Consider the following 14,237-nt stretch of genomic DNA (forward strand, 5'->3'; position numbering starts at 1 on the left):
GCAGCCGGGAGGTGATCTTAAATATAAAGTACGATGCAAGTAGACGTTTTAAGTATAAAGGGTGCTAAAACCGGTCGTTCTGTAGATTTAGCCGATGATATTTTTGCCGTAGAGCCAAACAACCACGTTGTTTACCTGGCTGTAAAGCAATATCTGGCTGCACAACGTCAGGGTACACACAAAGTGAAAACCCGTTTGGAAGTAAAAGGTTCCAGCAAAAAACTGCACCGTCAGAAGGGTACTGGTGGTTCCCGTAAAGGTAATATCCGTAACCCGCTGTTCAAAGGTGGTGGTACCATCTTCGGTCCCAAACCCCGCGATTACGATTTCAAGCTGAACCGTAAAGTGAAAGACCTCGCCAAGATCAGCGCGCTGTCTTATAAAGCAAAAGAGAATGCGATCGTGGTTGTTGAGGATATCAACCTGGCTGCTCCTAAAACAAAGCAATTCGTTGATATCATGAGCAGCCTGAAGATCGACAACAAAAAAGCACTGGTTATTTTACCTGAGTATAACGAGAACCTGCAGTTGAGTGTTCGTAACATTCCGAATGCACTGAGCATTCAGTTCGCTGATATCAATACATACGATATCGTGAATGCCGATGTACTGTTGCTGACTGAAAGTGCTGCCAAGTTGTTCAGTGAAGAAGGAGTAGAAGCGTAATTCTCAAATTTTCAAACCAAGTATTATGAAACTCGCAGAAGTATTAATAAAACCGATCGTTACCGAAAAAAGCAATAAGCTTTCTGATGCAAAAAGAACTTTTGCTTTTCGTGTAAACCGTAAAGCCAACAAACTGGAAATTAAAAAGGCCATTGAAAGCTTTTACGGTGTAACGGTTACAGAAGTAAATACGGTAGTGGTGCCCGGTAAAGCAAAGAACCGGTTCACTAAATCCGGCTTTATTTCCGGTGTGAAGCCGGCTTACAAAAAAGCGTATGTAAAGGTAGCAGAGGGTGAGAGCATCGATCTGTACGCTAACATTTAAGCCCCTTCCCGTTCCCCGGTGGGGGAAGACTAAAGGCAGGAATGGCGAGTCAATCGCCGCAAAGTATTGACTAAAGATTTTATAACAGTATAAGAAGAAAACATGGCACTGAAAAAATACAAACCGATCACAGCAGGTACGCGTTGGAGAATCGGAAATGCGTATGCTGAAATCACTACCGATACACCAGAAAGAAGCCTGCTGGAAAAAGTAAAAGCAACCGGCGGCCGTAATGCTCAGGGTAGAAGATCGATGCGTTATATCGGTGGCGGACACAAGAAGATGTACCGTATCATCGATTTCAAACGTAACAAAAAAGATATTCCCGGTACTGTAGCCTCTATCGAGTACGATCCAAACCGTACTGCATTTATCGCATTGATCAACTATGCAGACGGTGAAAAAAGATATATCCTGGCACCCCAGGGCTTACAAGTTGGCGCTACCATCCTGGCTGGCGACGCTGTAGCTCCTGAAGTTGGTAATGCGCTTCAAATGAAGAACATGCCACTGGGTACCAACATCCATAATATTGAATTGCAACCTGGTCAGGGCGGCAAACTGGTACGCAGTGCCGGTACTTCTGCCCAGCTCACCAACAAGGAAGAGAAATACGCTGTATTGAAAATGCCTTCTGGCGAGTTGAGAAAGATCCTCATCAATTGCTATGCTACTGTAGGTGTGGTAAGCAACGGCGATCACAACCTTGAAATGATGGGTAAAGCTGGTCGTAACCGTTGGAGAGGCATCCGCCCACGTAACCGTGGTGTAGCCATGAACCCTGTAGATCACCCAATGGGTGGTGGTGAAGGTAAGGCTTCAGGTGGTCATCCGCGTTCAAGAACCGGTAAATACGCCAAAGGTCTGAAAACACGTAAGACAGGTAAAGGAAGCGATAAACTGATCATTCAACGTAAGAACGGCAAAAAACTGGCTAAGTAGGTGAGTGGTCAATGATATATGGTGTATAAACCATTATCACATTATCAAATTATCGAATTATCAAATTAAAGATATGGCTCGTTCAATAAAAAAAGGTCCTTATGTAGCCGCCAAACTGGAGAAAAAAGTACTTGGCATCAACGATGGCAAAGCAAAGAAAGGTGTGATCAAAACCTGGAGCCGTCGTTCTACCATTACTCCGGATTTTGTAGGCCACACATTTGCTGTGCACAATGGCAACAAGTTCATACCAGTATATGTAACCGAATTCATGGTTGGCCATAAGCTGGGTGAGTTTGCTCCCACACGCCAGTTCAAAGGACACTCTAGTAAAAAAGTTGGTTAATAAAATTTCAATATTCCAGGTTGAAGGACCCGGGATCAGAAATCAGAAATAATAAAAATGGAAGCTGTAGCAAAACTTAGAAACTATCCCACATCACCCCGCAGAATGCGTTTGCTGGCTGATGAAATACGTGGTGTTGAAGTGGAAAAAGCATTAGCGTTGCTGGAATTTCATCCTCAACACTCTGCCACTCCGCTGTTTAAATTATTAAAGAGCGCCATTAGTAACTGGGAGCAAAAGAACGAAGGACAAAGCGCTGCTGATGCCGGTTTAATTGTGAAAACGATCTATGTTGACGGCGCACGTACTTTGAAAAGAATGTTACCCGCTCCGCAAGGTAGGGCTTATCGCCTTCGCAAGCGCAGTAACCACGTAACCATAATCGTTGATGTTAAATAATTAGCAAATTTTCAAATTATAATAAATGGGTCAGAAAACGAATCCTATTGGTGCCAGGTTAGGGATTATCCGTGGTTGGGAATCTAACTGGTATGGTAACAAAAAAGATTTTTCTACCAAGTTGATCGAGGACAACAAGATCAGAACTTATCTGAACGCCCGTATCAACAAAGGTGGTATCTCTAAAATAGTTATTGAGCGTACGCTGAATAAACTGATTGTTACCATTCACACATCTAAGCCTGGTATTATCATAGGTAAAGGTGGGAATGAAGTTGATCGCATTAAAGAAGAGCTGAAGAAACTGACAGGTAAAGAAGATGTGCAGATCAACATCCTTGAAATTCGTCGTCCCGAGCTGGATGCGATGATCGTAGGTGATACCATCGCCCGTCAGATCGAAAACCGTATTAACTACAAACGCGCCATCAAAATGGCTATCGCTTCTGCACTTCGTATGGGTGCTGAAGGGATCAAAATAAAGATCAGCGGTCGTTTGGGTGGTGCTGAGATCGCCCGTACCGAAGAGATCAAACAAGGTCGTACACCATTGCATACCCTGCGTATGGATATCGACTACGCCAACGTATTTGCGTTGACTGTTTACGGTAAGATCGGTATCAAAGTATGGATCTGTAAAGGTGAAATACTGGGTAAGAGAGATCTGAACCCCAACTTCGTAGGTGGTAAGAGCGATGTAAGCGACAGAAGAGACAGAAGGGAAGGTGAAGGTGGCCATGGCGGTCATCGCGGTGACAGAAGAGGTGGTGGCGACAGAAGAGGCGGCGGCGATCGCAGAGGCGGCGACAGAAACAGACAAGACTAATGTTCCAATGTGCAAATTCGGAAATGTGCAAATCCTAATTTTCACATTTGCTAATTTTTTAAATTTTTCAAATTTTAGATAAATGTTACAGCCAAAAAGGACGAAACACAGGAAGGCGCAGAAGGGCCGTATCCGCGAGGTAGCTAAACGTGGTACTACCATCTCTTTTGGTTCTTTCGGTTTGAAAGCTCAGGAAGCTATCTGGTTAACAAACCGTCAGATCGAAGCTGCCCGCCAGGCAATGACCCGCGCTATGAAGCGTGAAGGTAATGTTTGGATCCGCATATTTCCTGACAAACCTATTACCCGCAAGCCACTTGAAGTGAGAATGGGTAAAGGTAAAGGTAACCCTGAATTCTGGGCTGCAGTAGTTGAACCAGGTCGCATTTTGTTCGAGTGCGATGGTGTATCAGAAGCAGTAGCAAAAGAAGCCATGGAACTGGCGGCTCAAAAACTGCCTATCAAAACCAAGTTCGTTGTAAGACGCGACTATAGTGCATAATTTGCTAATGGGGTTTTAATTATCACATTAACTAATTATCGAATTATCAAATTAATTATATGGCAAAGAGAATCGATTTCGTAAAAAGCCTGAAGGATATGAGTGATGCAGATCTGAAAGCCCGGATCCAGGAAGATGAACTGCGGCTAAAAAAGCTGGAGTTTGCTCATGCAATTTCTCCCCTGGAAAATCCGATGAGCATTCGCGACCTGCGCAGGGATGTGGCTCGTTTGAAAACAGAATTAAGAAAAAAGGAATTGGCAAAATAATATGCTAATTAGCCAATGTGCTAATATGCTAATGGTTAGAGTTATCACATTAGCTAATTATCAAAGATCAAATTTATTATAATGTCTGACAGAAATTTGCGTAAAACAAGAATTGGGGTTGTTACCAGCAACAGAATGGAAAAAACCATTACTGTTTCTGTAGAAAGAAGAGTAAAACACCCCATCTACGGTAAGTTCGTAAAGAAGACTACCAAATTCCACGCTCATGATGAAAAAAATGAGTGCACCATAGGCGATACTGTTCGCATTATGGAAACCCGTCCCCTGAGCAAAACTAAACGCTGGAGACTGGTAGAAGTAGTTGAAAAGGCGAAGTAATATAGCTGTTGGCGCAGGAATGCAAGCCTGCCGCCAGCGACGATTTCAAATAAATTATTAATCATTCGCTATTGGTCCCGATACCCTTCGGGGCTAAAGGCTGAGAGCTAAAAAGCTAATAAAATGATTCAGCAAGAGTCCAGATTAAATGTAGCTGATAACAGTGGCGCCAAAGAAGTACTGTGTATCCGTGTACTGGGAAACAGCGGCCAGGATTACGCCAAGATAGGCGATAAAATTGTAGTGACCGTTAAGGATGCTATTCCGGCCGGTGGTATTAAAAAAGGCACTGTTACCAAAGCGGTAATTGTTCGTACCAAGAATAAGTTACGCCGCAAAGACGGATCTTATATCCGGTTTGATGACAATGCCGTAGTGCTGTTGAATCAGTCAGATGAGCCACGCGGTACCCGTATTTTCGGACCCGTTGCCAGAGAGCTGCGTGATAAAGGTTACATGAAGATTATTTCTTTGGCTCCGGAAGTTTTATAAAAAACAAGCTGCAAGCTGTAAGCTCCGCGCTTCACGCTTGCATGAAATATAATTGAAAACGGCTTTAAGCCTGCAGCTTGCAGCTTTTAGCTAAAAGCTTAAATAAAATGAGCAACAGATTCAAACCAAAGTTTAATATTAAAAAAGGCGACACCGTAGTAGTTATTGCCGGTGACGACAAAGACGCTAAGAAGCCCCGCAAGGTACTGGAAGTATTTCCGGAGAAATCCCGTGTGCTGGTGGAAGGCGTAAACATTGTTACCCGCCATACCAAGCCTTCTGCACGTAATACCCGTGGCGGTATTGTAAAAAAAGAAGCTGCCATTCACATCTCTAATGTGATGTTGTGGGATGCTAAAGCCGGAGCTGGTGTGAAAGTAAAACGTACCCGTGAAGAAGGAAAACTGGTGCGTGTTTCTAAAAAATCCGGTGAAGCCATTAAATAACTATCGATTATCAATTGCGTTATGCTGTTTGCCTCAGGCATTAAACATAACGCGCTAAGCTAAATAAAAATGTCTACAACAAAATACACTCCAAGGCTGGCAGACAAGTACAAAAAAGAAGTTGTACCTGCTTTAATGAAACGTTTCAGCTATAGCACAGTGATGCAGTGTCCCCGTTTGGAAAAGATCTGCATCAACCGTGGTGTGAACGGTGCCGTTTCTGACAAAAAGCTCGTGGATGTGGCCATTGATGAGCTGACAATGATCTCTGGTCAGAAGGCAACTCCAACCATGTCTAAAAAAGACATCTCTAACTTTAAGTTGCGTAAGAACATGCCGATCGGCGCCCGCGTTACTTTGCGTGGTACTAAAATGTACGAGTTCCTCGACAGGCTGATCGCTACTTCTTTACCTCGTGTACGTGACTTCAAAGGGATCAATGATAAAGCTTTCGACGGCCGTGGTAACTACACCCTGGGTGTAACCGAGCAGATCATCTTCCCCGAGATCGACATCGACAAGGTGAACAAGATCACTGGTATGGATATCACTTTTGTGACTACTGCCCAAACCAATGAAGAGGCTTATGAGCTGTTGAAAGAACTGGGTATGCCGTTCAAAGGAGCAAAGAAAGATTAAGTTATAAAATATAAAGTTTAGGAGACGCGGGAAACAGGAAGCAGGAATTAAAAGACAGGAATTGCGTGATCCCGGAATCTCTAAATCTCAAAATCTCAAAATTTACAATAATTATGGCTAAAGAGTCAGTTAAAGCCAGACAAAGAAAAAGAGAACGTATGGTAGCTCAGCATGCCGAAAAACGTGCTGCACTGAAAGCTGCCGGCGATTGGAAAGCTTTAGATGAAATGCCGAAGAACTCTTCGAAAGTTCGTCTGAAAAACCGTTGCCAGTTAACTGGTCGTCCGAAAGGATATATCCGTTACTTCGGCATGAGCCGTGTTACGTTCCGTGATATGGCCTTAGCGGGTAAAATTCCAGGAGTAAGAAAAGCTTCCTGGTAAGGCAAGGCACCACGTGCAAGCCTTTCAAACTAGAAGAGCAAGCCTGTAAGCAGGGACTACTCTTGAATAAAATTATTAAAACTGTTTTAATTAAATATAAACATGGTTACTGATCCCATAGCAGACTTCCTGACCAGAATTCGTAATGCGCAGATGGCGGGACACCGGATTGTTGAGATCCCGGCTTCTAATCTGAAAAAACGTATTACTGAAATATTGTACGATCAGGGATACATTCTGAAATACAAATTTGAGGATGATAACAAACAGGGCGTTATCAAAATAGCGTTGAAATATGATCCTCAAAGTAAAGAGCCTGCTATCAAATCTCTGGAAAGGATCAGCCGTCCTGGTTTACGTCAGTACGCCAGCCCTGCTGAGTTCAAAAGAGTAAAAAATGGTTTGGGCGTTGCCATTGTGAGCACATCACAAGGTGTTATGACCGACAAGCAAGCGAAAAGCCAGAACGTTGGCGGCGAAGTTCTTTGCTACATCTATTAATAATATGCTAATGTGATAATTAGCTGATGTGATGATGAATTTTAATTATCAAATTATCACATTATCAAATTATCACATTTCCGATGTTCCCGGATACATTAAGCCCTTACCTATAGGGGCTGACCGGTCCGACGAACTTAGTATAATGAAGAAAATCTTTAAAACTCAAAACATTAGTTATGTCTCGTATAGGTAAAAAACCGGTGCCTGTTACAGGTGGCGTAAACATCACAGTGAGCCCTGATAATGTGATCACTGTTAAAGGTCCTAAAGGCGAATTGAAACAGGCCATTGACCGGGATATCAAAGTAACTGTAGAGAATGGTGAAGTTGTATTCACCCGTCCTACCGACCAGATCCGTCACCGTGCATTGCATGGTTTGTACCGTGCGCTGGTAGCCAACATGGTGAAAGGTGTTACTGAAGGTTTTACAAAAAGACTGGAGTTGGTTGGGGTAGGTTATAAAGCAAGCAACCAGGGTAACCTGCTGGATCTGTCACTGGGTTATTCTCACAATATATTGTTTGAAATTCCCAAGGAATTGAAAGTAACCACCGCCCAGGAAAAAGGGGAGAACCCGAAGATCACCCTGGAAGGTATCGACAAACAATTACTGGGACAGGTTGCCGCTAAATTACGCAGCTTACGTAAACCTGAGCCTTACAAAGGAAAAGGTGTTAAATATATTGGCGAGCATATTCGTCGTAAAGCTGGTAAAGCAGCTGGTAAATAATTAGCTAATTAGCTAATGTGATAATTTGATAATGAGTTCCCGATAAGATTGCTTAAATTTTATCGGGAACCTCAAAAATCAAAAGGTTCATTATCAAATTATCGAATTATCAAATTATCAAATTGGTTCTCCGGCAGTATCGGAGGGCATAAAATAAAAGCAATGAATACCAAATTAGAACAAAGGCAGAAGATCCGCTACCGCATCCGTAAGAAGGTAGCTGGCACCGCTGAAAAGCCCCGGCTGGCTGTATTTCGCAGCAACAGCGATATTTATGTACAGCTGATCGACGATAATAAAGGCTTTACACTGGCTGCCGCTTCTTCCCGTGATAAGGATATCAGCGCTCAGAAAGGTACCAAAATTGAAAAAAGCAAACTGGTAGGTCAGGCTATTGCCCGCAAAGCAAAAGACCTGGGTATTGCCAAGATCGTTTTCGACCGTGGTGGTAACCTGTATCATGGCCGTGTACAGGCTGTTGCCGAAGGTGCCCGTGAAGGAGGCCTTGAATTTTAAGACAATTCACATTTTACAATTCCGATAATTTCAAATAGAAATAATGGCAAAAGTTAATTTAAACAGGGTTAAAGCCGGCGATATCGAGCTGAAAGAGAAAGTTGTGGCTATTAACCGCGTTGTTAAAACAACCAAAGGTGGTCGCGCTTTCAGTTTTTCTGCCCTGGTAGTAGTAGGTAACGGAAACGGTGTGGTAGGTCATGGTCTGGGAAAAGCTAAAGAAGTACAGGAAGCAATTACCAAAGGTATCGAAGACGCCAAAAAGAACCTGATTAAAGTGCCTATCATGCACGGAACCATCCCCCACGACCAATGGGCTAAAGAAGGTGCTGCCAAGGTGCTGGTTAAGCCTGCTGCTCATGGTACCGGTGTGATCGCCGGAGGTAGCATGCGTGCTGTGCTGGAAAGCGCCGGTATCACCGACGTTCTCGCAAAGTCACTGGGTTCTGCTAACCCTCATAACGTGGTAAAAGCTACTTTCAAAGCACTGGCTTTACTGCGTGAACCGGTTACCGTTGCCCGTCAGCGCAAACTGAACCTGAAGAAAGTATTTAACGGGTAAGCACCCCCTAACCCCCTAAAGGGGGAACAATTAGGAAAACCGTTAATTGAAATAATTTCAAAACTTTAAATTTCTCTGCTGAATAGTGGAGATAGAGGGTATGAAAAAGATTAAAATCACTTTAGTAAAAAGTCCTATTGATCGTCCTGAGCGCCAGAAACTGACGTTGCAGGCCCTGGGCTTGAACAAGACCAACGCGTCGAAAGAAGTTGAAGCAACTCCACAGATCCTGGGTATGGTTCGCAAAGTAACCCACCTGGTAAAAGTTGAGGAAGCATAACCAATTAGCTAATTAGCTGATTTGCTAATGAAAACTTTCATTCTGAGGAATTGATTGTTTTTATTGGCAAATCATTATTTTTGCCGGCTTTTATTAGCACATTAGCAAATTAGCACATTATCAAATTAATTAAAGCGAGGGGCGATTCCCCGTAAGTAAAAATCAAGAAAGATGAAATTACATGAATTGAAGCCTGCGAAAGGCGCAACGCACAGAGAAAAACGTTTAGGTCGTGGTGAAGCTTCCGGTAAAGGTGGAACTTCTACAAAAGGTAACAAAGGTAGTCAGAGCCGTGCCGGTTATCAACGGAAGAACGCACATGAAGGCGGTCAGATGCCAATTCAACGTCGTTTGCCCAAACGCGGTTTCAAAAATCCGTTCCGTGTTGAGTATAAAGTGTTTAATCTGGGTCAGATAGATCACCTGGTAGAAAAATACGAACTGTCAGACTTTAACCATGAAACACTGAGAGAGTGGGGACTGGTTGGTCAAACAGAGAAAATTAAAATATTAGGTAACGGTGAACTGAAAGCTAAAGTTACTTTCAAGGTAAATGCTATCAGTGAAAAAGCAAAGCAGGCTGTTGAAGCTGCTGGTGGTTCAGTAGAATTGGTAAAGTAATTTTTCCTAACTTGCATAGACGCATAAACCATGCGTCTTTTTTGTTAGAGGGAAATTTAAAAATCTTGGCAAATCCGTGAAAAAGTTTATACAAACACTCAAAAATATCTGGAGTATTGAGGAGCTGAGGAGTAAAATTCTGGTGACCATTACCCTGATAGCCGTTTACCGTTTAGGCACCCACATTGTGTTGCCCGGTATTGACCCCGATAAAATCACAACAGGTGCATCTTCTGGCGGCATACTTGGACTGATCGATGCCTTTGCCGGTGGAGCCTTTTCACAGGCTTCTATCCTGGCCCTTGGTATCATGCCGTACATTTCTGCCTCTATCTTTATTCAGTTAATGACCATCCTGTATCCGCCATTCCAGAAATTGCAAAAGGAAGGCGACAGCGGTCGTAAAAAGATCAATCAATATACCCGTTACCTCACCGTACTGGTTACCATCTTACAGGCCAGCGCCTATGTAGCATTCCTGAATACTACTAACGGCCAGGCCATGATCGAATCATACAAACCATTCTTCTGGCTTTCTACCACCATCATCCTTACGGCAGGTACCCTGTTCGTAATGTGGCTCGGTGAAAAGATCACAGACAAAGGTTTGGGTAACGGCAGCTCCGTGATCATCATGGTTGGTATCCTTGCCCGTTTGCCTCAATCACTGTGGCAGGAGTGGGCAGCCCGCTCAAACAGAGGCGGTGGCGGATTGCTGATCTTTGTAATTGAAATTGCTATCCTGGTTGCTATCATCATGGGTCTGATCATCCTGATCCAGGGTGTTCGCAAAGTGCCTGTACAATATGCCAAGCAGATCGTAGGTAACCGCCAGTTCGGCGGCGCCCGTCAGTTCTTACCCTTAAAGGTGAACAGCGCCGGTGTAATGCCTATCATCTTCGCCCAGGCAATCATGTTCTTACCGACCCTGTTGAGCAACTTCGACTCAACAAAAGGCCTTGCCGCCGTGTTTGGTAATCATAGTAACTACTGGTACATGATCATTTATGCAGTAATGGTGATCGGTTTTACCTTCCTGTATACTGCTTTGATCTTTAACCCCAAGCAAATTGCCGACGACCTGAAAAGGAATAACGGATTTATCCCCGGCGTAAAACCCGGTCAGCCTACAGCCGATTACATCGGTGCTGTAATGGACAAGATCACATTCCCGGGTGCGGTATTGCTTGCGCTGGTAGGTATCTTGCCAGGTTTTGCTCAAAGAATGGGCATCCAGCAATCGTTCTCTTCTTTCTTTGGAGGTACTTCCCTGCTGATCATGGTAGGTGTAATCCTGGATACCCTTCAACAGATAGAGACCCAGTTGCTGATGCGTCAATATGATGGCTTAATGAAGAGCGGAAGAATTCAGGGACGCCAGCAGGTAACCCCGGCTTCTTCTATGTAAAAAATATTTTCAGCAAACAAAACCTGACAGCTGTAGTAATAGTTGTCAGGTTTTGTTTTAATATATATTCATTGAGATGATTTATTACAAAACAGAAGCAGAAATTGCATTGATGCGGGAAAGCGCTTTACTGGTAAGTAAAACGCTGGCCCATATCGCCGGCATCCTGAAGCCGGGCATCACTACACTTTCACTCGATAAAGTTATTGGCGAGTTCATTCGCGATCACCAGGCATCCCCCACATTCCTGAACTACAAAGGTTATCCCTACAATTCGTGTATTTCGGTGAACGACGTGGTTGTACACGGCTTTCCCGGTAAGGATGAATTGAAGGAAGGCGATATTATTTCAGTAGACATCGGCGTATACAAGAACGGGTTTCATGGCGATCATGCCTATACATTTGCAATAGGCGATCCCGGTGAAGATGTGATGAAACTGATACGCATTACAAAAGAATCGTTATATAAAGGCATAGAAAAGGCCATTGCCGGCAACCGGATTGGCGATATCGCTTATGCCATACAGGAGCACACCGAAAAAAAGCACGGCTATGGAGTGGTTCGTGAGCTGGTAGGGCATGGGCTTGGAAAAATGCTGCATGAAGATCCGCAGGTGCCCAACTATGGCCGGCGGGGCACCGGCCCGGTATTACGGGAAGGACTGGTACTGGCCATTGAGCCCATGATCAATATGGGTAAAAAAGAAGTTTATACCGAAGACGATGGCTGGACGGTTCGCACCATTGATCATAAACCTTCTGTTCACTTTGAACATGATGTGTGTGTGCGTAAGGGAAGGCCTGATGTGCTCAGTGATTACAGCATTATTGAAGCGGTAGAGAAAGCCAACCCCAACCTGAATACCACGTATTATTCCTGATAAGTGAGCGAAACAAAAAAAAGGCTGATTGTTATAGGAGGCGGCGCGGCCGGATTTTTTTGTGCTGTGAATGCTGCCCGCCTGCATCCTTCGCTGGAGGTTATCATCCTTGAAAAAACAGGCAAATTACTTTCGAAAGTAAAAGTATCCGGTGGCGGCCGCTGCAATGTTACGCATTCGTGTTTTTCCATTCCAGACATGATCCGGCATTACCCACGCGGCGCCAATTTCCTTAAAAAAGCATTTCACCATTTTTTTACTACTGATACCATTCAATGGTTTACTGAACGGGGTGTGCCACTGAAGACCGAAGAAGATGGCCGGATGTTCCCCCAGTCCAATTCGTCACAGTCGATCATTGACTGTTTGATGCGGGAGGCGAACAAGTTTGGCGTAGAAATCCGGATGATGGCTGAGGTCAGAAGTCTGAAGCCGGAAGCCGGAGGTCTGAAGCCGGATGCCGGAGTTCAGAAATCAGATGAGCAAAGACAATTTACACTTGAGCTCTCTGAAAACCGGGTTCTTACTGCCGACTTCGTATGCGTTGCCAGTGGGGGTTATGCGAAACCAGCCCAGTTCGGCTGGCTGCAACAACTAGGTCATTCCATTGCAGAACCGGTTCCATCCTTATTCACTTTTAATATGCCCGGAAACGCTATTACGCAGTTAATGGGCGTTGCTGTGCGCGAAGCAGCTGTTAAGGTAACCGGTACTAATTTAACGGCTAAAGGGCCTTTGCTGATCACGCATTGGGGTTTGAGCGGTCCGGCAATATTACGCTTGTCGGCCTGGGGAGCCCGTGAACTGGCAAAGATCAATTGGCAGTTTGCAATTATGATCAACTGGCTGCCGCAGTTCAATGAACAAACCTTGCGTGAGCATTTGCAGGAATTGCGCTTTGAGCTGGCTTCACAGAAAATAGGCAATCGCAATCCGTTTGATCTTCCGCAACGGTTATGGCAATATTTGTTACAGCAATCAGGCATTGATGAAGATAAACGCTGGGCCGACCTGCCTGCGAAGGAACAGAATAAGTTGATCACAAATTGTTGTGCACAGGAATTCAAAGTGCAGGGAAAAACAACGTTCAAGGAAGAGTTTGTAACTGCGGGCGGTATTCAGTTATCGGAAATAGATGTGAATACGATGCAAAGCAAGATTATTCCCCATTTGTATTTCGCTGGAGAAATACTGGATGTTGATGGCATTACCGGCGGTTTCAACTTTCAGCATGCCTGGACGAGCGGATTTATAGCGGCAAAGGCGATTGCTCAAATGACGTAATTTTTAACAATATTCTACCCGTCATTATTTTAAGTTAGCAGTTGGCAGCTGGCAGTCGTACACTGCAGATTGCCAACTGCCAACTGTATAAAACAGGCAGTTAAAATATAGCGAGGCACCATGAATTACTCAGTGGTTTGCGGGAAACCCAACAACCTTCTGTGGTAATTGATCTGACCGGTATGGTAATTCAGGTGGGTCAGCATATGCAGCAGTAAATACTCCGTTGTTACTGTTTCACCATTAATAGGCAGCGGATAATTTTTTTCCAGTTCTTTTTTGCTGGTTTGTTCCAGTGCATCCTTAACGGCTACTTTAGCGTTCTCTATTTCATTTAACAGCTTGTGTTTGCTGATATTCTTTAAGTTGAATTCTGCTTCGCGATTACGTATATAACCCGATTCGCCCAATACGGCGCCAATAAAATGTTGCAGGCTGCCGGTCAGGTGCAGACACAGGTTGCCACCACTGTTCTTGATACCTTCCTTCACTACCCACAGGCTGCTGTCATCAGGGTATTGGGAGATCTCTTCAGTCAGTTTATTCAGGTCCCGCTCAAATAATGTGATCAAAACTGGTGTAATCATAACAAATAGTCAGTTGAAAAAATTTTCGATAAATGTATAAAGAAAAAGTGCCTATCAGAATAACTGCACAAAAAAATAATTTTCATTAATTAAAAACAATCTTATTTATACACGTTTTCCCGAAAGGGCCGGCCATTTTCGTACAGTATATACTGTTGGATCGGCTAATCGTTTTTGCAATGTTAATCATACTATTAACAGAATTATTATTTTCCGGCGAACAGTTGTAATAATACGGTAAATGGCACGATTGCAGCGGATTGTGGATCGCGTGGGAAATCGCTTGT

Annotated in this window: 23 protein-coding genes; 22 read left to right on the forward strand and 1 reads right to left on the reverse strand. The window is 43.9% G+C overall.

Translation table 11 applies throughout. The features are described from left to right. Positions 1–33 precede the first annotated feature (33 nt). The 22 genes from rplD to JUB15_RS14515 all read left to right on the forward strand — a co-directional run bounded on the left by rplD (position 34) and on the right by JUB15_RS14515 (position 13,363). The gene (gene rplD / locus JUB15_RS14410; protein ID WP_207513201.1) at positions 34–666 is read left to right on the forward strand and encodes a 50S ribosomal protein L4; all 633 of its coding nucleotides are present in this window, start codon (positions 34–36) and stop codon (positions 664–666) included. Positions 667–691: 25 nt separating this feature from the next. Continuing rightward, the gene (rplW, locus tag JUB15_RS14415) at positions 692–991 is read left to right on the forward strand and encodes a 50S ribosomal protein L23 (protein WP_207513202.1); all 300 of its coding nucleotides are present in this window, start codon (positions 692–694) and stop codon (positions 989–991) included. Between the two features lie 102 nt (positions 992–1,093). Next, positions 1,094–1,933, forward strand: coding sequence for a 50S ribosomal protein L2 (gene rplB, locus JUB15_RS14420; protein WP_207513203.1), 840 nt, complete (start codon positions 1,094–1,096; stop codon positions 1,931–1,933). 73 nt (positions 1,934–2,006) lie between these two features. After that, positions 2,007–2,279 carry a 30S ribosomal protein S19 gene (gene rpsS, locus JUB15_RS14425; protein WP_081164564.1) on the forward strand — a complete coding sequence of 91 codons (273 nt, stop codon included), beginning with the start codon at positions 2,007–2,009 and terminating at the stop codon, positions 2,277–2,279. A 57-nt stretch (positions 2,280–2,336) separates the two neighbouring features. Then, entirely contained in the window at positions 2,337–2,678 is a 342-nt protein-coding gene (rplV, locus tag JUB15_RS14430) for a 50S ribosomal protein L22 (RefSeq protein ID WP_207513204.1), read from the forward strand. A 25-nt stretch (positions 2,679–2,703) separates the two neighbouring features. After that, entirely contained in the window at positions 2,704–3,504 is an 801-nt protein-coding gene (gene rpsC, locus JUB15_RS14435; RefSeq protein ID WP_207513205.1) for a 30S ribosomal protein S3, read from the forward strand. Between the two features lie 82 nt (positions 3,505–3,586). Continuing rightward, complete coding sequence (gene rplP / locus JUB15_RS14440) at positions 3,587–4,006, forward strand: 50S ribosomal protein L16 (RefSeq protein ID WP_207513206.1); 420 nt, start codon at positions 3,587–3,589, stop codon at positions 4,004–4,006. A gap of 59 nt (positions 4,007–4,065) precedes the next feature. Next, entirely contained in the window at positions 4,066–4,275 is a 210-nt protein-coding gene (gene rpmC, locus JUB15_RS14445; protein ID WP_207513207.1) for a 50S ribosomal protein L29, read from the forward strand. Positions 4,276–4,356: 81 nt separating this feature from the next. Next, on the forward strand, positions 4,357–4,614 hold the full coding sequence (gene rpsQ, locus JUB15_RS14450; RefSeq protein WP_207513208.1) for a 30S ribosomal protein S17: 258 nt from the start codon (positions 4,357–4,359) through the stop codon (positions 4,612–4,614). A 123-nt stretch (positions 4,615–4,737) separates the two neighbouring features. After that, entirely contained in the window at positions 4,738–5,106 is a 369-nt protein-coding gene (gene rplN / locus JUB15_RS14455) for a 50S ribosomal protein L14 (RefSeq protein ID WP_014220841.1), read from the forward strand. Positions 5,107–5,213: 107 nt separating this feature from the next. Then, positions 5,214–5,552 carry a 50S ribosomal protein L24 gene (gene rplX / locus JUB15_RS14460; RefSeq protein ID WP_136576580.1) on the forward strand — a complete coding sequence of 113 codons (339 nt, stop codon included), beginning with the start codon at positions 5,214–5,216 and terminating at the stop codon, positions 5,550–5,552. Between the two features lie 69 nt (positions 5,553–5,621). Continuing rightward, complete coding sequence (gene rplE, locus JUB15_RS14465) at positions 5,622–6,191, forward strand: 50S ribosomal protein L5 (protein ID WP_205513112.1); 570 nt, start codon at positions 5,622–5,624, stop codon at positions 6,189–6,191. 113 nt (positions 6,192–6,304) lie between these two features. Beyond that, complete coding sequence (rpsN, locus tag JUB15_RS14470; RefSeq protein WP_207513209.1) at positions 6,305–6,574, forward strand: 30S ribosomal protein S14; 270 nt, start codon at positions 6,305–6,307, stop codon at positions 6,572–6,574. 102 nt (positions 6,575–6,676) lie between these two features. Then, a complete protein-coding gene (gene rpsH, locus JUB15_RS14475; RefSeq protein ID WP_205513110.1) occupies positions 6,677–7,075 on the forward strand; it encodes a 30S ribosomal protein S8 in 399 nt (132 codons plus the stop codon). A 179-nt stretch (positions 7,076–7,254) separates the two neighbouring features. Then, on the forward strand, positions 7,255–7,809 hold the full coding sequence (rplF, locus tag JUB15_RS14480) for a 50S ribosomal protein L6 (protein WP_207513210.1): 555 nt from the start codon (positions 7,255–7,257) through the stop codon (positions 7,807–7,809). A gap of 162 nt (positions 7,810–7,971) precedes the next feature. Next, positions 7,972–8,325 carry a 50S ribosomal protein L18 gene (gene rplR / locus JUB15_RS14485; RefSeq protein ID WP_207513211.1) on the forward strand — a complete coding sequence of 118 codons (354 nt, stop codon included), beginning with the start codon at positions 7,972–7,974 and terminating at the stop codon, positions 8,323–8,325. A 43-nt stretch (positions 8,326–8,368) separates the two neighbouring features. Continuing rightward, on the forward strand, positions 8,369–8,887 hold the full coding sequence (rpsE, locus tag JUB15_RS14490; protein WP_136576585.1) for a 30S ribosomal protein S5: 519 nt from the start codon (positions 8,369–8,371) through the stop codon (positions 8,885–8,887). A gap of 100 nt (positions 8,888–8,987) precedes the next feature. After that, positions 8,988–9,167 (forward strand): 50S ribosomal protein L30, encoded by a 180-nt coding sequence (gene rpmD / locus JUB15_RS14495; RefSeq protein ID WP_207513212.1) that lies wholly within the window; start codon positions 8,988–8,990, stop codon positions 9,165–9,167. A 171-nt stretch (positions 9,168–9,338) separates the two neighbouring features. Next, the gene (rplO, locus tag JUB15_RS14500; RefSeq protein ID WP_207513213.1) at positions 9,339–9,788 is read left to right on the forward strand and encodes a 50S ribosomal protein L15; all 450 of its coding nucleotides are present in this window, start codon (positions 9,339–9,341) and stop codon (positions 9,786–9,788) included. A 76-nt stretch (positions 9,789–9,864) separates the two neighbouring features. After that, positions 9,865–11,196: a preprotein translocase subunit SecY gene (gene secY, locus JUB15_RS14505; protein ID WP_207513214.1), complete on the forward strand. Its 1,332-nt coding sequence runs from the start codon at positions 9,865–9,867 to the stop codon at positions 11,194–11,196. 76 nt (positions 11,197–11,272) lie between these two features. Beyond that, positions 11,273–12,079 carry a type I methionyl aminopeptidase gene (map, locus tag JUB15_RS14510; RefSeq protein ID WP_207513215.1) on the forward strand — a complete coding sequence of 269 codons (807 nt, stop codon included), beginning with the start codon at positions 11,273–11,275 and terminating at the stop codon, positions 12,077–12,079. A 3-nt stretch (positions 12,080–12,082) separates the two neighbouring features. Next, positions 12,083–13,363 carry a BaiN/RdsA family NAD(P)/FAD-dependent oxidoreductase gene (locus JUB15_RS14515; RefSeq protein ID WP_207513216.1) on the forward strand — a complete coding sequence of 427 codons (1,281 nt, stop codon included), beginning with the start codon at positions 12,083–12,085 and terminating at the stop codon, positions 13,361–13,363. Positions 13,364–13,488: 125 nt separating this feature from the next. On the opposite strand, the gene JUB15_RS14520 is transcribed toward JUB15_RS14515, so the two are convergent. After that, complete coding sequence (locus tag JUB15_RS14520; RefSeq protein WP_207513217.1) at positions 13,489–13,950, reverse strand: DinB family protein; 462 nt, start codon at positions 13,948–13,950, stop codon at positions 13,489–13,491. Positions 13,951–14,237: the final 287 nt, after the last annotated feature.

Source organism: Longitalea luteola (assembly GCF_017356035.1).
Lineage (GTDB): Bacteria > Bacteroidota > Bacteroidia > Chitinophagales > Chitinophagaceae > Niastella > Niastella luteola.